Origin of the sequence: Rhodanobacter ginsenosidimutans (assembly GCF_042655685.1) — a bacterium.
Lineage (GTDB): Bacteria > Pseudomonadota > Gammaproteobacteria > Xanthomonadales > Rhodanobacteraceae > Rhodanobacter > Rhodanobacter ginsenosidimutans.
The window spans coordinates 139,695-156,319 of sequence record NZ_JBHSMM010000003.1; the positions used below are offsets into that span (position 1 = coordinate 139,695).

The 16,625-nt window shown below is 66.7% G+C and carries 14 protein-coding genes; 10 read left to right on the forward strand and 4 right to left on the reverse strand.

From position 1 onward, the window contains the following. The first annotated feature begins 61 nt into the window (after positions 1-61). From ACFPK0_RS13255 to ACFPK0_RS13280, 6 genes are read left to right on the forward strand one after another with little or no spacing between them, the layout of a single operon-like run. Entirely contained in the window at positions 62-1,057 is a 996-nt protein-coding gene (locus ACFPK0_RS13255) for an AAA family ATPase (RefSeq protein WP_377341369.1), read from the forward strand. Continuing rightward, on the forward strand, positions 1,054-1,995 hold the full coding sequence (locus tag ACFPK0_RS13260) for a DUF58 domain-containing protein (protein ID WP_377341371.1): 942 nt from the start codon (positions 1,054-1,056) through the stop codon (positions 1,993-1,995). Before ACFPK0_RS13255 ends, ACFPK0_RS13260 begins: the two co-directional genes overlap by 4 nt. After that, entirely contained in the window at positions 1,992-2,546 is a 555-nt protein-coding gene (locus tag ACFPK0_RS13265) for a DUF4381 domain-containing protein (RefSeq protein ID WP_377341373.1), read from the forward strand. Before ACFPK0_RS13260 ends, ACFPK0_RS13265 begins: the two co-directional genes overlap by 4 nt. After that, positions 2,539-3,525 (forward strand): VWA domain-containing protein, encoded by a 987-nt coding sequence (locus ACFPK0_RS13270; protein WP_056607687.1) that lies wholly within the window; start codon positions 2,539-2,541, stop codon positions 3,523-3,525. Before ACFPK0_RS13265 ends, ACFPK0_RS13270 begins: the two co-directional genes overlap by 8 nt. Next, on the forward strand, positions 3,522-5,495 hold the full coding sequence (locus tag ACFPK0_RS13275) for a tetratricopeptide repeat protein (protein WP_377341376.1): 1,974 nt from the start codon (positions 3,522-3,524) through the stop codon (positions 5,493-5,495). The genes ACFPK0_RS13270 and ACFPK0_RS13275 overlap by 4 nt, the downstream gene beginning before the upstream one ends. Then, entirely contained in the window at positions 5,492-7,183 is a 1,692-nt protein-coding gene (locus ACFPK0_RS13280) for a BatD family protein (RefSeq protein ID WP_377341379.1), read from the forward strand. Before ACFPK0_RS13275 ends, ACFPK0_RS13280 begins: the two co-directional genes overlap by 4 nt. Here ACFPK0_RS13280 and ACFPK0_RS13285 read toward each other — a convergent pair. Then, positions 7,170-7,691 carry an O-acetyl-ADP-ribose deacetylase gene (locus ACFPK0_RS13285; protein WP_377341381.1) on the reverse strand — a complete coding sequence of 174 codons (522 nt, stop codon included), beginning with the start codon at positions 7,689-7,691 and terminating at the stop codon, positions 7,170-7,172. The two genes, ACFPK0_RS13280 and ACFPK0_RS13285, sit on opposite strands and share 14 nt — an antisense overlap. Positions 7,692-7,797: 106 nt before the next feature. Here ACFPK0_RS13285 and ACFPK0_RS13290 point away from each other — a divergent pair, with 106 nt between their 5' ends. The 4 genes from ACFPK0_RS13290 to ACFPK0_RS13305 all read left to right on the forward strand — a co-directional run bounded on the left by ACFPK0_RS13290 (position 7,798) and on the right by ACFPK0_RS13305 (position 13,604). After that, positions 7,798-8,256, forward strand: coding sequence for a MarR family winged helix-turn-helix transcriptional regulator (locus ACFPK0_RS13290; protein ID WP_377341383.1), 459 nt, complete (start codon positions 7,798-7,800; stop codon positions 8,254-8,256). A 208-nt stretch (positions 8,257-8,464) separates the two neighbouring features. After that, complete coding sequence (locus ACFPK0_RS13295; RefSeq protein WP_377341386.1) at positions 8,465-9,580, forward strand: efflux RND transporter periplasmic adaptor subunit; 1,116 nt, start codon at positions 8,465-8,467, stop codon at positions 9,578-9,580. A 51-nt stretch (positions 9,581-9,631) separates the two neighbouring features. Further along, positions 9,632-12,724 (forward strand): efflux RND transporter permease subunit, encoded by a 3,093-nt coding sequence (locus ACFPK0_RS13300; RefSeq protein WP_377341388.1) that lies wholly within the window; start codon positions 9,632-9,634, stop codon positions 12,722-12,724. 421 nt (positions 12,725-13,145) lie between these two features. Then, positions 13,146-13,604 (forward strand): hypothetical protein, encoded by a 459-nt coding sequence (locus tag ACFPK0_RS13305; RefSeq protein WP_377341390.1) that lies wholly within the window; start codon positions 13,146-13,148, stop codon positions 13,602-13,604. 180 nt (positions 13,605-13,784) lie between these two features. Here ACFPK0_RS13305 and ACFPK0_RS13310 read toward each other — a convergent pair whose 3' ends face one another. From ACFPK0_RS13310 to ACFPK0_RS13320, 3 genes are all read right to left on the reverse strand, one after another. Further along, positions 13,785-15,218, reverse strand: a complete 1,434-nt coding sequence (locus ACFPK0_RS13310) for a M20/M25/M40 family metallo-hydrolase (RefSeq protein WP_377341392.1) — start codon at positions 15,216-15,218, stop codon at positions 13,785-13,787. Between the two features lie 174 nt (positions 15,219-15,392). Next, entirely contained in the window at positions 15,393-15,803 is a 411-nt protein-coding gene (gene mscL, locus ACFPK0_RS13315) for a large-conductance mechanosensitive channel protein MscL (protein ID WP_056084996.1), read from the reverse strand. A 98-nt stretch (positions 15,804-15,901) separates the two neighbouring features. Continuing rightward, a complete protein-coding gene (locus tag ACFPK0_RS13320) occupies positions 15,902-16,588 on the reverse strand; it encodes a fumarylacetoacetate hydrolase family protein (RefSeq protein ID WP_377341394.1) in 687 nt (228 codons plus the stop codon). Between the last annotated feature and the right edge of the window lie 37 nt (positions 16,589-16,625).

Genomic DNA, 16,625 nt, shown 5'->3' on the forward strand with positions numbered 1-16,625 from the left:
GGGCCATCGGCCCTGCTCCCGCCTGCCGCAGGCATCCAAGCCAGCAAAAACGGAATCGATGATGGATATGCCCGAAACGCCCGCACTGAACCCCTTGCAGCAGTCCTTTGCGCAACTGCGCGACGACCTGCAGCGCTGCATCATCGGTCAGCCGCATCTGATCGACTGCCTGCTGGTCACCTTGCTGGCGGACGGACACCTGCTGGTGGAGGGCGCGCCGGGCTTGGCCAAGACCACCGCGGTGAAGGCGCTGGCGGCGCGGATCGAGGCGGACTTTCACCGGGTGCAATTCACGCCCGACCTGCTGCCGGCCGACCTCACCGGCACCGACGTTTTCCGACCGCAGACGGGCAGCTTCGAGTTCGAACGTGGGCCGCTGTTCCACAACATCGTGCTGGCCGACGAGATCAACCGCGCGCCGGCCAAGGTGCAGTCGGCGCTGCTCGAAGCGATGGCCGAACAGCAGATCACGGTGGGCCGCGCCACCTGGCATCTGCCGGACTTGTTCATGGTGATGGCCACGCAGAACCCGATCGAGCAGGAAGGCACGTTCGCGTTGCCGGAGGCGCAGCTCGATCGCTTCCTGATGCACGTCACCATCGGCTATCCGGATGCCGCCGCCGAGCTTGCCATCCTCAAGCTGGCACGCGAACAGGCCAGCCGCCACGCGCATCCCGTCGCCACCACGCCCGCGCTGCTGAGCCAGGCCGACGTGTTTGCCGCACGCGACGCGGCCATGGCCGTGCACATGAGCCCGGCGCTGGAGGAATACCTCACCCAGCTGGTGCTGGCCACGCGCGATGCCAGCCGTTATGGCGCCGAGCTGAAGCGCTGGATCGCGTGGGGTGCCAGCCCGCGCGCCACCATCGCGCTGGATCGCTGCGCCCGCGCCCGCGCCTGGCTGGCCGGGCGCGACTACGTGTTGCCAGACGATGTGCACGGCATCGCACATGAAGTACTGCGCCACCGGGTGCTGCTGAGCTACGAGGCCGAAGCCGAGGGCATCCGGCCCGACCAGGTGATCGCCCGCCTGCTGGATCTCGTGCCGCTGCCGTGAACGCCGTCGCAGCACCCCGCCCCGATGGCGACGGCCGCAGCAGCGTGTCGCTGGCCGAGTTGATCGCGCTGCGGGCGCGAGTCGGGCGTGCGCGCATGGCGCCCATGTCCAGCCATGCCGCGCGCAGCGGACAGCAGTCCAGCCGTCTATACGGCCGTGGCATGGATTACGCCGAGTCGCGCGTCTACCAGGCCGGCGACGATGTGCGCCGGCTGGACTGGCGGCTGACCGCGCGCAGCGGAAAGCTGCATACCAAACTGTTCCAGGAGGATCGCGAGGGCTGTCTGATGATCCTGCTGGATACCCATGCCAGCATGCGTTTCGGTACTCGCCGGCGGTTCAAATCGGTGCAGGCGGCGCGGCTTGCGGCATGTGCCGCGTGGTATGCGGCACGTGCGGGCGAGCGGGTCGGGATCATGGCGTTCGGCCAGGTCGATGCACTGCTGCGGCCGCGATCCGGTGCGCGCGGCGCGCTGGCAGTCTGCGGCGCGCTGGCCGAATGGGATCTTCAAGGCGAACAGCAGCCAGAGCGCGCCGAGCCACTCTCCGATGCGTTGTTGCGCACCAGTCGGTTGTTGCATGGCGCGAACCGCGTGTTGCTGATCAGCGACGGCTTCAGTTGCGATGCGGACGCACGCCAGCGATGGCTGGCCTTGCGCCAGCACGTCGGCGCCAGCGTACTGGTCGTGGCCGACGCCCTGGAGCAATCGCTGCCACCGTCGGGCCGTTATCCCCTCGAGCATGCGGGCGAACGTTACGACGTGGTATTGCATGGCGAACGCCAGCGCCGCGCCTTCCAGCAGACGCTGGGTGCCGGTAGCGCGCGGCTCGGGCAACTGGCCCAGTCAACCAATACACGCTGGCAAAACGTGGACACGCAGACAGATCCGCTGACGGCCGTGTCCGCCGTGCTGGGTTCGGCAAAGGGGGCGAGATGATGGCCTCGATCGCCACGCCCGCATCCGCCGCCTCAACGCAAGGCCCCGCGCTGCGCGATATCCATCTGCCGCCCGAACCTTCCTGGTGGCCGCCCGCACCGGGATGGTGGGTGCTTGCCGTGTTGGTTCTCGTGAGTATTTCACTGGTGGTGTGGGGCTGGCGCAGGCATCGGCGAACGGTGCGTCGGCGTCAACACATCCTGGGCGAACTGGAGCTGGTGGCGACACAGTACGGGAAGGATGGCAACGCCGCCGCGCTGGCCGGCGGCATCCAGCAATTGTTGCGGCGGGTAGCGCGTCTACACGTACCGGCGGCCGCACAACAACGCGGTGAGGCATGGCGCCAGACGCTGGCGCGGATGCCGCTGGATGCCGGTGCGATGGACACTCTGGTGACGCTGGATCGGCACATCTATCAACCGGGCCCGTTCGATCACACGGCAGCGCTGCATGCTGCGCGGGAATGGTTGCGGCTGGCGTTGCGCGACAAATATTGGAAGCGCCGCAATCGCGCGGTGGCCGATCCGGTGCCGGAGTCGAGCCATGTTTGAGTTCGCCTGGCCGTGGATCGCCGTGCTGCTGCCGTTGCCGTGGCTGCTGCGTCGTTTTGTGCGCGCGGCGGCGCCAGTGCAGGCGCTGCATCTGCCGCAGCCGGGCGTGCAACTGTCGCGTACCGCCGGGCAGGCGACACGCGGGATGATGCCGTGGCTGCTGGCGCTGGCATGGTTGTGCCTGCTGGCGGCGGCGGCTCGGCCGCAGTGGATCGGCCCGCCGCAGGCGCAGCAGCGCAGCGGGCGGGCACTGATGATGGCGGTGGATCTGTCCGGCAGCATGCAGACCGATGACATGGAACTGGCCGGCCACCGGGTCAGCCGCTTCGGCGCGGTCGAGGCGATCGCGGGTGATTTCATCAGCCGCCGCAGTGGTGACGAACTGGGCTTGATCCTGTTCGGCAGCCAGGCGTTCCTGGTGACGCCGCTGACCTACGATCTCGGCGCCGTGCGCGCGCAGTTGCAGGGTGCCGCGGTCGGCCTGGCCGGCACCGAGACGGCGATCGGCGACGCCATCGCGGTGGCAGTGAAACGGTTGGCTGCGCTGCCCGAACCGGCACGCGTGCTGGTACTGCTCACCGACGGCGTCAACAACGCCGGCAGCATCGAGCCGCGCGATGCGGCGCGCGCCGCCAAGGCCGCCGGCGTGCGCATCTACACCATCGGCATCGGCGCCACGCGGATGCGTGTGCCCGGTTTCTTCGGCAGCCAGTTGGTGAATCCGTCGGCCGACCTGGATGCCGACATGCTCACCGCGATTGCGAAGCAGACCGGCGGTCGCTTCTTCCGCGCCACCGACAGCGATGAATTGGCCGACGCGTACCGGGCGATCGATGCGCTGGAACCGATGCCCCAGCACGGCCCCGCACTGCGGCCCCGCCACGAATGGTTCCGCTGGCCGTTGGGCGCGGCGGTGATCCTGCTGTTGCTGGCGATGGCGTCACGGCGAGATGCGCGACCGCTGGAGTCGGCCGCATGAACCAGGTCGTGCAGAATTTTCATTTCCTGCAGCCGTGGTGGCTGGCCGCGTTGCTGTTGTTGCCGTTGTGCTGGTGGCTGGGCGCGCGCCGCGGTTCGGCGCAGCGCGAACTGTCACGGCTGGTCGATGCGGAGTTGTTGCCGCATCTGCTGCAGGGGCGCGCCGGTTCATCGCGCTTGCCGTTATGGCTGTTTGCCGCGGGCTGGACACTGGCGGCGCTGGCCATGGCCGGCCCGACCTGGAGCCAGGTGGAGCAACCGCTGTACGCCAAGCGCGCGGCGCAGGTGGTGGCGATCTCGCTGTCCCAGCGCATGCTGGCACACGATGTTGCCCCCAGCCGCATCGCGCGGGCGCGTTTCAAGGTGCACGATCTGCTGGCGAGCAATCGCGATGGCCTCAACGCGCTGATCGGCTACGCCGGCGAGGCCTTCGTGGTGGCGCCGCTGACCACCGACGTCCACAGCCTGGACGATCTGCTGGACGCGATGGCGCCCGACACCATGCCGGTCGATGGCAATGATGCGGCGCGTGCCATTGAACGCGGCATGGCCCTGATCAAGGGCGCCAAGGTGGCGAACGCCTCGCTGGTGCTCGTCACCGACCAGGCCGATGACGCCGCGCAAACCGCAGCACGCGCCGCGCGCGCGGCCGGCGTGCGCGTGTCGGTGCTGGGCGTGGGCACCACGCAGGGTGGTCCCGTGCCGCTGGCCGATGGTTTCCTGCACGATGGCCAGGGTCATCTGCTGCTGGCCAAACGCGACGACGCCGCGCTGGCTGCGCTGGCCGCCGCCGGCGGTGGCAACTACGTGCCGATGAGTGCCGACGGTACTGATGTGCAGGCCTTGCATGGCTTGTTGCGTACCGCGTCCGGCACCGTGCCGACGACCCAGAAGGGCGACCAGTGGCAGGATCAGGGCGCGTGGTTGTTGTTGCCGTTGCTGTTGATTGCGGCGCTGGCGTTCCGTCGTGGCTGGTTGTTGCTGCTGCCGTTGATCCTGCTGCCCTGCCTGCCCACCACGGCGCAAGCCGGCACCTGGCAGGACTGGTGGCAGCGGCCGGACCAGCAGGCGGCGCAGGCGCTGCAGCAAGGCAAGCCGAAACAGGCGCAGCAACTGGCCCGCGATCCGCAGTGGCGCGGTGCCGCCGCCTACCGCGCAGGCGATTACGCCGCGGCGACCAAAGCGCTGGAAAAGGCACCGGGTAGCGACGCTGCCTACAACCTCGGCAACGCGCTGGCGCGTCAGGGTCAGTACCCGCAGGCCATCGAGGCGTACGACCGCGCATTGAAAATCGATCCGGCCAACGCCGACGCCGAGGCCAACCGCAAGGCGGTGGAAGACTGGCTGCGCCAGCAGCAGAAGAAACCGCCGTCGGACAAATCACAGCCCCAGGCTGGCAAGCAGGGTGACAAGAGCTCGCCCTCCCAGAACCAGAACGGACAGGGTCAGAACGGGCAGGACAAGAACAAGCAGGAGAACCCGGACTCCTCACAAGGTTCGGATGGAAATCCGCCGCCGAAATCGTCGGAAAAGAGTCAGGAAGACCAGGACAAGTCGAAGCCGGAAGCCGCCAAGCCAGCCGAAAAAGACGGCCAAAACGCTGATTCGGATGCGGGCAAGTCGGACCAGCAGGACAAGGCGCAGGATGCAGGCAAGGACGTCGGCAACAACTCGCCGGACAAGCCCGCATCGCCGCCATCGGCTGACCAGAAGGCGCGTGCGGAACAGGCACAGCAGGCGCTGAAACAGCAGATGGACGACGCGCTGGCCGGGTCGAAGAAAGACGATTCGCCACCGACGCACCAGCTGGGCGCGGTCGGCGACCAGGATGCCAGTTCGAAGTTGCCGGCCGATCTGCGCCAGGCGCTGCAACGGGTGCCGGATGATCCGGGCGCCTTGCTGCGGCGGAAATTCGAACTGGAATATCAGCAGCGCCATGGCGGCGCATCGAACGAGGATGCCCAACCGTGAAATTCCGTCACCTGCTGGCCTTGCTGCCGTGGTTGCTGATGCCCGCGTTGAGCCACGCCGCCAGCGTGCAGGCCACGCTCAACCGCAGCACCGTGCAATTGGGCGAAACCGTCACCCTCAACCTGCGCATCAACGATTACAACGGCAACCTGCCCACACCGGATCTCAGCGCGCTGAACCGGGATTTCAGCATCCTGGGCACGTCACAGAATCGCAGCCTCAGCATCATCAATGGCAGCCGCACATCCGAGCTGACCCTGGGCGTGGCGCTGCGGCCACGGCATACCGGTACCCTGCAGATTCCCGCCCTGACACTGGCCGGCATGCAAACTGCGCCACTGCAATTGCAGGTGGACCCCGCTGATCAGAATGCGGCCAGCACCGCGCAGGGCGACGTGTTCATGGAGGCGCAGGTCGAGCCGAACCATGCCTATGTGGGGCAGCAGCTGAGCTACGTGGTGCGGCTGTATTACGCGGTCGACCTCAGTGGCGGTTCGCTCGACACGCCGCAGATCGACGGCGTGCAGGTCAGCCGCATTGGCGATGATCTCAAGTACAGCACCCAGCGTGGTGGCCGCTCCTACAGCGTGCTGGAACGTCGTTTTGCGTTGACACCGCAGCGGGCCGGCCACATCGAGATTCCGCCGCTGGAGTTCCAGGGCGAGATGGTCGACCCACGCGACCCGAACAGCTTTTTCGGGGCCAGCACGCCGGTGAGTGCGAGTGCGCCGGCCGCGTCGGTCGAGGTCAAGGCCGCGCCGGCGGACTGGGGCAAGAGTGCATGGCTGCCGGCGCGCGAGCTGACCTTGACGCTGAGTGGATGGCCCGACAGCAGCGATCAGGTGCGGGTGGGGCAACCGATCAACCTGCGCATGAAGCTGCAGGCCATCGGCATTCCCTTCGAAGCCTTGCCCGCACTTAGCTTGCCCCAGATCGACGGCGCCACGGTGTACCCGGACAAGCCGGTGACCGGCACCGACAACGACGGGCGCTGGCTGAAAGGGCATCGCGAGCAGGCATTCGCCCTGGTGCCCACCCGTGCCGGCACGCTGACCTTGCCCGCCACCACGCTGAAGTGGTGGAACGTGCAGACCAACTCGGAGGCGGTGGCGCGCATCCCCGCGCGCAGCGTGACCGTGCTGCCGGCCGCTGGCGCGGCAAGCGCGGCTGCGGTGCCGCCATCGGCAACCACGACAGATGCCGCAACGGCATCGCCATCGGTACCCGCGACCGCCGCCGGTGCCGCGCCGTGGTGGCGTTGGCTGGCGCTGGCCAGCATTGGCCTGTGGCTGCTGAGTGTGCTGGGCTGGCTGCTGTGGCGCTGGCGCCGGCGCGGTACACCGACAGCTTCGACGACCGCCGCTGCCCCGGATACGACGCGGCAGTTGCGGCTGGCGTTTCTCGCGGCGGCCCGTGGCAGCGACACCGCGGCGCAGGTGCGCAGCCTGCTGGCGTGGGCGCGTGCCGAGCGGCCTTTGTTGCGGAATCTGGGCGACCTTTCCGCCGCGCTGGCCGACGAAGCGCAGCGCCGCGCGATCGATCATCTGCAGCAACGCCACTATGCCGGCATGGCGTCGGGCGAAGATGATCTGGCGGCCGTGTTCAAACGCGGCTTCGTCTGGCGCGCGTCAGGCCCGGCGTCCACCGATCAGGATCTGCCGCCGCTGTATCCGTTCAATCTTCACTGAGCGCCCGGTGCAGGATGGCGGCCATCGCCTCGCTGAAGGCGCACAGCCGCACCTCGATGGCCGGGTCATCGGCCAGTTCCGTGCGCACGCTGGCCACGGCGATGCGGGCGGCGGCCGCGGCGGGGTAGCCGTACACGCCGCAGCTGATCGCCGGAAACGCGATCGTGCGCAATCGATGGCCGCGCAGCAATTGCAGCGTGTGGCGATAGCAGTTCGCGAGCAACGCTGGCTCGCCGTGTTGGCCGCCATGCCAGACCGGCCCCACGGTATGGATCACATGACTGGCCGGCAGGTCGAAACCCGGGGTGATGCGCGCCTCGCCAGTGGGGCAGCGGACGCCGGGTGCCCGTTCCGGCAGCGCGCGGCAGGCGGCCAGTAGTTGCGGCCCGGCAGCACGATGGATGGCGCCGTCCACGCCGCCGCCGCCAAGCAGGTCGGGGTTGGCCGCGTTGACGATGGCGTCGACGCTCAGGCGGGTGATATCGGCGGTGATGACGTGGATGGGCATAAGGCAACGCTGATCAAGTATCGCCGCCTTAAGGCTTGGTTTGGCGGATGGCCCCGACGTATGCTGCAAACGAAGTACGTGTCGGGTGAAGAAGGGTCAGCAAATCATGGCAAAAACAGAAGACGTTTCCTTCGGCTATCTGCTCAGCGATGTGACCTTGCTGTTCCGCAAGCATTTCGACCGGCGCGCGGTGGCGTTCGGGCTGACCCGGGCGCAGTGGCGTGCCACCAAGGTGTTGTACCACCGCGAGGGTTTGCGGCAGACCGAGTTGGCTGAATTCCTGGAGATGGAGCCGATCGCCGTGGGCCGCGTGATCGACCGCCTGCAGGCCGCCGGTTTCGTCGAACGCCGCCCCGATCCGAAGGATCGCCGCGCCTGGCGGCTGTACGTCACCGAGCAGTCGCGCGAGGTCATTGGCGGCATGGAGCTGATCGCCCGCGGCCTGCGCAAGGATGCCACCCAGGGCATCGCACACAGCGAGCTGGAGCAGGCGCTGGCGGTGATCGGCCGCATCAAGGACAACCTGCTGGCGCTGGAACAGGTTGACGACAGCACCACCAGCTGAGGCCGGTCGCGCAGCGACCAGTGCCAACCGTCGTGGCCCGGCAGCGGCGGATCGGCGACATAATGGGGATTCGTGCGAATACCCGGTCAACCGTTGCACGGGGGCCGCGTTGTAGTGCTGTTGTTCGCTTTCCCCACTGTGGCGACCGCTGTCGTCGTGCCATTCCCCCGCCGCTCCCCGCGGTGTGCCGATCGAGAATCCGCCGCACATGTCCTGGAAAAAAGTCGCCCTCATTGCCGCTGTCTTGCTGGTGATCGCGTTGGCGCTGCATTTCGGGAAATCGGTCGACAGCGCCGGAAAGACGGCAGAGCATGCCGCCGCCTCGGTACCGGTGGAAGTGGCCAGCGCGCGGCGCGGCGATATCGAGCTTTCGTTGCAACTGGTGGGTCGGGTGGAAGCATGGTCCACGGTGACCGTGCGGGCGCGGGTGTCGGGCCAGCTGGAGTCGCTGTCGTTCACGCCGGGCACGCACGTGCGCAAGGGCAGCGTGCTGGCGCAGATCGATCCACGATTGCTGCGGGCACAGCTGGACCAGGCGCGCGGCAACGTGGCGCGCGACCGCGCGCAACTGCAGAAGGCGCAGGCCGACCAGAAGCGTTATGCCGACATGCTGGGCAAGGGTTTTGTCTCCCGCGCCGATTACGACCTGTACCAGGCCAACCTGGCCGTGGCCAAGGCCGCGCTGCAGAGCGACCTGGCCGCGCAGGAGCTGGCCCAGACGCAACTTGACTATGCCCGCATCGTGGCCCCGTTCGACGGCGTCACCGGCGCGCCGCTGGTGTATCCGGGCGCGCAGATCAGTGCCGACAGCACCGACATCGTGGTGCTCAACCAGGTCGAGCCGGTGCGCGTGGCGTTCAATATCCCCGAGGACACGCTGAGCGCCGTGCGCGATGCGCTGGCGCGCGGCGATGTGCCGGTGCAGGTGACGGCGTCCGGCGACCATGGCGCGCCGCTGGCCGGCACGCTGCAATTCGTCGACAACGCGGTCGACGCCAGCACCGGCACCATCGTGCTGAAGGCGCGTTTCGACAACGTCGACTACCGCCTCACTCCCGGCCAGTTCGTGCAGGTGAGCTTGCCCACCACGCGGCTGACCAACGTGGTCAGCGTGCCGGTGCACGCGTTGCAGAGTTCAACCAACGGCAGCTTCGTATTCGTGCTGGGCGCCGATGGAAAAGTGCAGCAGCGTCCGGTCACCGCCGGCCCCACCAGCGCGGGGCGCACCGTGATCGACAAGGGTCTGCAAGGCGGCGAAAACGTGGTGACCGAGGGGCAGATGCTGCTGGTTGACGGGGCGAGCGCGCATGTCGCCGCGCGCTGAGGTCGGTATGGCCGTCCATACGGCTGGCGCTGGATTGCCCGGGGCCGCACGATGAACATTCCCCAGCTCTGCATTCGCCGCCCGGTGATGACCACGCTGCTGATGACGGCGCTGCTGGTGTTCGGTCTCGTGGCCTACCCGCAATTGCCGGTGAACGAGCTGCCGAACGTGGATTTTCCCACCATCAGCATCAGTGCCAAGCTACCCGGCGCATCACCGGAGACGATGGCGTCGGCGGTGGCCACGCCGCTGGAAGGCAAGCTCTCCACCATCGCCGGCATCAGCTCGATGAGCTCCACCAGCGCGTTGGGTTCCACCTCGATCACGCTGACCTTCGAACTGGACCGCAATATCGACGCGGCCGCGCAGGATGTGCAGTCGGCGATCTCCTCGGCCTTGCGCCAGTTGCCGAAGGAGATGACCACGCCGCCCACGTTCCGCAAGGTCAACCCGGCCGACGCGGCGATCCTGTACCTGGCAATGAGCTCCTCGACGATGCCGTTGACCCAGGTCGACGAATACGCCGAGACCGAACTGGCGCAACAGCTGTCGATGATCGACGGCGTGGCGCAGGTGAACGTGTACGGCTCGCAGAAATATGCCGTGCGTATCAGCGTGAATCCCGATCGCCTGGCGGCCGCCGGCATCGGCATCGACCAGGTGCAGAACGCGATTGCCGACGCCAACGTCAACCAGTCCACCGGTTCGCTGTACGGCTCGCGCCAGCAATTGCCGATCCGCAGCGACGGCCAGCTGCAGCGCGCGGCGGCGTACAACGACGTGGTGGTGGCGTACCGCAACGGCGCGCCGGTGCATGTGCGCGATATCGGCGTGGCGCGCGACAGCGTGCAGGATGACCAGAAGGCCAGTTCGTACAACGGCACCCGCGCGATCGTGTTGGCGATCCAGCGCCAGCCCGGCGCCAACACCGTGGCCACGGTGGATCGCATCAAAGAGGTGCTGCCCAGCTTCCGCGCGGGCCTGCCGCCGTCGGTGAAACTGGCCACGCTGTACGACCGCTCGCAGTCGATCCGCGCCTCGGTGGACGACGTGCAGTTCACCCTGCTGCTGGCCGGCGTGCTGGTGGTGTTCGTGATCTACCTGTTTTTGGGCAGCCTGTCGGCCACGCTGATTCCCGCGGTGGCGCTGCCGATCTCGGTGCTGGGCACGTTCGGCGTGATGTATGCGCTGGGGTACAGCCTCGACAACCTCTCGCTGTTGGCGCTGACCCTGGCGGTGGGGTTCGTGGTGGATGACGCGATCGTGATGCTGGAAAACATCGTGCGCCACATGGAGGCGGGCGTGCCGCCGTACGAGGCGGCGCTGCAGGGTGCGCAGGAGATCGGCTTCACCATTTTCTCGATGACGCTGTCGCTGATCGCCGTGTTCATCCCGGTGATGTTCATGGGCGGCATCGTGGGGCGGCTGTTCCATGAGTTCGCGGTGGTGATCAGCGTGGCGATCCTGATCTCCGGCATCGTGGCGATCACGCTGACGCCTATGCTGTGCAGCCGCTTCGTCAAAGGCCACGACCACACGCGGAAAAACTGGCTGGTGGGTGGTTTTGACCGTGGCTTCAACGCCGTCCAGCGCGGTTATTCGGACAGCCTGCGCTGGTGCATGGATCGCCCGCGCATCGTGCTGGCCACGTTCGGGCTGAGCCTGCTGGCCACCGCGTTGCTGTTCTACGTGGCACCGAAGGATTTCATTCCCGCCGGCGACAACGGCCAACTGCACGTCAATACCGAGGGCCCGGAGGATATTTCCTTCGAGGGCATGGGCGCGCGCCAGCAGCAACTGGTCGACATCGTGGCGAAGGACCCGAACATCGCCGGCTACATGTCCAGCATCGGCGCCGGCGGCTCGCGCAGCACGGTCAACAACGGCTCGATCCTGCTGATGCTGAAACCGGCCAATGAACGCAAGCTCGATCCGGAGCAGATCATCCAGGAGCTGCGGCCGAAGCTGGCCGAGGTTCCCGGCATCCGCGCGTACATCCAGAACACACCGGCGATCCGCATCGGCGGCCGCCAGTCCAAGTCGCAGTACCAGTACACATTGCAGTCGATCGACATGCCGGCGTTGTACGACTGGAGCGGCAAGGTCACGCGCGCGTTCGCGGCGTTGCCGGGGTTCGAGGACGTCACCAACGACCTCGATCTCAACAGCCCCTCGATCGTGGTGAACGTGGATCGCAGCAAGCTGGCGCCACTGGGGCTCACCATGGCGCAGGTACAGACCGCACTGGGCATCGGCTTTGGCGAGAACCAGATCTCCACCATCTACGGTTCGGCCACGCAGTACTGGGTGATCCTGCAGGTGGACCGCAAGCTGCAGAATGATCCGGCCGTGCTGTCGCGGCTTTACGTCACCTCCCGCAGCGGCGCCCTGGTGCCGCTGAACGCGGTGGCCAGTTTCAAGCGCGAGCCGCAGGCGCTCACCGTGAACCACCAGGGCCAGCTGCCCGCGGTGACGGTGTCGTTCAACCTGGCGCCGGGTTACAGCCTCGGCGATGCGGTGGCCAGCATCGATGGCGCGATGCAGAAGATGGGCCTGCCGGCCACCATCAGCGGCAGCGTGCAGGGCACGGCGCAGGCATTCCAGCAATCCATGCAGGGCATGGGCATGTTGCTGCTGCTGGCGGTGTTCGTGATCTATCTGGTGCTGGGCATCCTGTACGAAAGCTTCATCCACCCGCTGACCATCCTGTCCGGCCTGCCCGCCGCGGCGGTCGGCGCGCTGCTGACCCTGGTGATCTTCCAGGCCTCGCTGGATCTGTTCGCCTTCGTCGGCATCGTGATGTTGATCGGCATCGTCAAGAAGAACGCGATCATGCTGATCGACTTCGCGCTGGAGCGTCAGCGCGAGGAAGGCATGCCACCGGCACAGGCCATCTTCGAAGCCTGCCGCGTGCGTTTCCGCCCGATCATGATGACCAGCATGGCCGCGATGGCCGGCACCTTGCCGATCGCCTTGAGCATCGGCGCCGGCGCCGAAGTACGCCGCTCGCTGGGCCTGGCGGTGGTCGGCGGGCTGATCTTCTCGCAGGTGCTGACGCTGTACCTGACGCCGGTGATCTACCTCTACATGGATCGGCTGCAACGGCGCTTCGCGACGCCGGCAACCAACGCGCCTGCACATTAAGCGCGAAATCCCGCCGCGCTTGGCGCGCAATGGGACGGGGCGTGTTGAGATTATGTGGGTACCTTGCCGACGCCGGCAGGGCCCGATCACGTGGGTGACCGATGACGATGGAGGCGGTCCCGTCCCAATCCCACGACGACTTGTCAATGGCGTTCGCCTGCGCACAGCCCTGCAGCTGGTGGTAGGTCCTCACCTGGATTTCCCCGCTTCGGCCCGCAGACTTCGCCAGGTTCTTTCCCGGGGTTATAGTGCGCAAGGGGACAATCTCTTCGGTTTGCAGCCGCGCCACGACACCATCAGGTGCATCGAGGCCGGGGAGTGGGCGGCCTCAAGTCAACCATCCAAGGCGGATGCTCCCGCGGTGTCTCATGGCTCTCCGTATCGACCTTTTCCATTTCTGCAGCGAGTCTTTCCGAACATGATGAAACGACGTGCCATCACCTTCTCCGCACTGCTCACCCTGCTTGCCGTTGCCTCACTGCCGGCGACTGCTGGCGTGTATACGGATGATTTGTCGAAGTGCCTCGTTTCCAAGACGACGCCGGAACAGAAGGGGGTTCTGGTCAACTGGATGTTCTCGGCGATGTCGTTGAATCCATCCGTGGCCAAATTCGTCACTCTTCCGGATGCGCAGCGCAAGGCGTTCAACGTCGACATGGCCAAATTGTTCGAGTCGCTGGTGACGGTCACCTGCAAGTCGGAGATGCAACTGGCCGTGCGATATGAGGGCAATACCGCCATCGGCGCGGCCTTCACCGTACTTGGACAGGTGGCTGGCAGGGAGCTCTTTTCCAACCCGGAAGTGGCGAAGGGCATGTCCGACCTGGAGAGATACCTGGACAACGACAAGATCAAGGCGGCGTTGAACCCCGCGAAGTAGGGCGCCAAGCCCGGCAGGAACCCTGCTGCAGGATCTGCAACATCGGCAGGTGAGGGTGCCCCGGGGGGAGGCCGCACCAGATCCATTCATGCCCGCGCGGCAGTGCCTTCAGGGCTTCCCGTTTGTCGACGGTGAGGCACGTCGCCTTGTCTCCAGTTGTCGTGTTGCTGGTACGCGGAGCTATTCGTTGGTGCCGTCTTTGGCGAAGGCGCCAGGCGCCGAGCCGAAATCGCCATCCGCCTGCGCGGCCATATAGGAGAACGCGGCATACACGGCCACGTTCTGCGCCAGTTCCTGCGGGTCGACCTTGTCCAGTGTGTCGTTGGCGGTGTGGTGCCAGTCGAAGTACTTCGTGCCGTCCTGGGTCAGCGACAGTGCGGCCATGCCCTTGGCGTGCATCTGCGACAGATCCGATCCGCCGCCGCCGGGGCGCTTGGCGTCGTAGGCCACGCCGAGCGGTGCCAGCACGTTGGCGATCTGCGCGACGGCGGCGCGCGCGTCGGGCTTCACGCTGGCGCTCATGCGCCAGACCGGGCCGGCGCCGAAATCGGAATCCGTGCCCAGCTGGAATTGGCTGACCTCGCCGGCATGTTTTTCGGCGTAGGCGCGGCTGCCCCACAGGCCCATCTCCTCGTTGGCGAATGCGATGACGCGGATGGTGCGGTCGGGGCGCTGCGGCAGGTCGCCGATCAGTTTGCCGGCCGCCATCGCGATGGCCACGCCGGCGCCGTCGTCGATCGCGCCGGTGCCGAGATCCCACGAATCCAGATGGCCACCGATGGCGACCACCTGCTCGGGATGCTTGCGGCCGGTGATCTCGCCGATCACGTTGGCGCCGGTGTATTCGCCGTCGAGGCCGCAGTCCAGATCCAGCTTCACCGTCACCGGCTTGCCGTAGGCCAGCGCGCGCTCCAACTGGTCGGCGTCGGGGTTGGAAAGGGCGGCGGCGGGAATCGCCTTGGACGGGTCGCGGAAGCCGGTGACGCCGGTGTGGGCGATGCGTTCGTGCGCATCGGTACCCGCCGAGCGCAGCAGGTAGCCAGCCGCGCCCTTGGCGGCCGCGATCACCGGGCCGGCGGTACGCACGGCCGACCCCATGCCGTAGCCGTGGCCATCCTTGGCGCGCTGCATGCGATAGCCGACGTAGACGATGCGGCCTTTCACGCTGGCCGGGTCGGCCGCCTTCAAGGCGTCCAGGCTGTCGAACTTCACCACTTGCGCGCTGAGACCGCCCGCGGGCGTGCCCGGCGAATAGCCCAGCGCAGTCACCACCAATGGCTGCGGAAATGGCGCCACGATCGCGGCGTGTTCGCTGCGGCGTACCCACTTCGGATACGTGACCGCTTCGGTATAGACCTTGTCGTAGCCGAGCGCCCTGAATTTTGCCACGGCCCAGTCGCGGGCGCGCTGGTCGGCTTCGCTGCCGGCCAGGCGCGCACCGACCTCGGTGGTCAGCGAGGCGACGATGCGGTAGCCGGTGTCGTCGTGCAGGGCGCGGTCGCGCAACTGTTCGGCCGTCTTTACGGCTGTTGCGGGAATGGCGGTGGCGGCGCTGACGATGCCGCTGGCCAACAGCAGGCTGGCGGCGAGCAAGGTGAAGGGAAGACGGCGCATCGGGGAACTCCGCGGATCAAACCCCGATTATGGCGTGGTGAGCTGGCCACGCTTGGGCCAAAAGTCATTGTAGGGGCGGCTTCAGCCGTGATGCTTTTGCTCCGGGGCTCCAAGGCAAAAGCATCGCGACTGAAGTCGCTCCCACAAGAAGCTGCTCCCACGGGGATGGCTACCTTACTGGCGGTTCTTCAGCAGGTCGCGGATTTCGGTCAGCAAGGCCACGTCGGCCGGCGGTGCAGCGGGGGCTTCTTCCTGCTTGCGGTTGAGCTTGTTGATGCCCTTGATCACCAGGAAGATCGCGAACGCGATGATCAGGAACTGGATCAGCGTATTGATGAACGCGCCGTACTGGATAGCCACCTCCGCCACCTTGTGCGCGGGGTCGGTGGCATCGGCCGGTCGCAGCACCCATTTCAGGTTGCTGAAATCGACGCCGCCGGTCAGCCAGCCAATCGGCGGCATGATGATCTGATCCACCAGCGAGGTGACGATCTTGCCGAATGCCCCGCCGATCACCACACCGACCGCCAGGTCGATGACGTTGCCTCGCATGGCGAACGCCTTGAACTCACTAAGCATGCTCATGCTGCAGATACTCCCTTGTCGAGCCGAATGGCATGGCGACTGTAACCCCTCGTCGCGTGTACGGACAGGGAAAACCCCACGGCTTTGGCCCGGTGGGATCAGACGATCCGGCCGTCCAGTTCGGCCACGTCCACCAGCTCGGCGTGAAAGCGGTCGCCGCGTTGCAACGCGGCCACGCCGGCCGGCGTGCCGGTGAAGATCAGGTCGCCGGCCTTCAGCTCGAACAGCCGGGACAGCGCGGCGATGATCTGCGGTACGCCATGCAGCATGTGCTCCAGCGTGGTCTGCTGGCGCTGCTCGCCGTTGACTTCCAGTCGCAGCACGGTGTTCGTGTTCGGGCTGGCTTCCGCGGCCAGTCGCAAGGCGGACACGGGTGCGGAATGGTCGAATCCCTTGGCCACGTCCCACGGGTGGCCCTTTTTCTTGGCCTGCGCCTGCAGGTCGCGGCGGGTCAGGTCCAGCCCGACGCCGTAGCCGAAGATCAGCGCCGTCGCTTTGCCGGCCTCGATGTCGGTACCGCCGGCAGCCAGTGCCACCACCATCTCGACTTCGTGGTGCAATGATGCCGTGGCCGACGGATACGGCACGTCGGCGCCATCACTGACCACGGCGTCGGCCGGCTTGCAGAAAAACATCGGCTGTTCCAGATCCACCGTACTGCCCATTTCGGCAGCATGATCGGCATAATTGCGGCCGATGCAGAATACGCGGCGTACGGCAAAACGCTGGTCGCTGCCGATGACGGGCAGGCTGGGAATGGCGGGTGGATCGATGATGTAGGTCATCCGCCAAGCGTAGCAAACCGAAGTGCAATGCGACGTT

Excerpts from the sequence above, each read along its gene's own strand:
- ACFPK0_RS13255 (WP_377341369.1), top strand. The coding sequence starts at position 62 with ATGGATATGCCCGAAACGCCCGCACTGAACCCCTTGCAGCAGTCCTTT.
- ACFPK0_RS13265 (WP_377341373.1), top strand. The coding sequence starts at position 1,992 with ATGATGGCCTCGATCGCCACGCCCGCATCCGCCGCCTCAACGCAAGGC.
- ACFPK0_RS13270 (WP_056607687.1), top strand. The coding sequence starts at position 2,539 with ATGTTTGAGTTCGCCTGGCCGTGGATCGCCGTGCTGCTGCCGTTGCCG.
- ACFPK0_RS13275 (WP_377341376.1), top strand. The coding sequence starts at position 3,522 with ATGAACCAGGTCGTGCAGAATTTTCATTTCCTGCAGCCGTGGTGGCTG.
- ACFPK0_RS13285 (WP_377341381.1), bottom strand. The coding sequence starts at position 7,691 with ATGCCCATCCACGTCATCACCGCCGATATCACCCGCCTGAGCGTCGAC.
- ACFPK0_RS13290 (WP_377341383.1), top strand. The coding sequence starts at position 7,798 with ATGGCAAAAACAGAAGACGTTTCCTTCGGCTATCTGCTCAGCGATGTG.
- ACFPK0_RS13295 (WP_377341386.1), top strand. The coding sequence starts at position 8,465 with ATGTCCTGGAAAAAAGTCGCCCTCATTGCCGCTGTCTTGCTGGTGATC.
- ACFPK0_RS13300 (WP_377341388.1), top strand. The coding sequence starts at position 9,632 with ATGAACATTCCCCAGCTCTGCATTCGCCGCCCGGTGATGACCACGCTG.
- ACFPK0_RS13305 (WP_377341390.1), top strand. The coding sequence starts at position 13,146 with ATGAAACGACGTGCCATCACCTTCTCCGCACTGCTCACCCTGCTTGCC.
- ACFPK0_RS13310 (WP_377341392.1), bottom strand. The coding sequence starts at position 15,218 with ATGCGCCGTCTTCCCTTCACCTTGCTCGCCGCCAGCCTGCTGTTGGCC.
- mscL (WP_056084996.1), bottom strand. The coding sequence starts at position 15,803 with ATGAGCATGCTTAGTGAGTTCAAGGCGTTCGCCATGCGAGGCAACGTC.
- ACFPK0_RS13320 (WP_377341394.1), bottom strand. The coding sequence starts at position 16,588 with ATGACCTACATCATCGATCCACCCGCCATTCCCAGCCTGCCCGTCATC.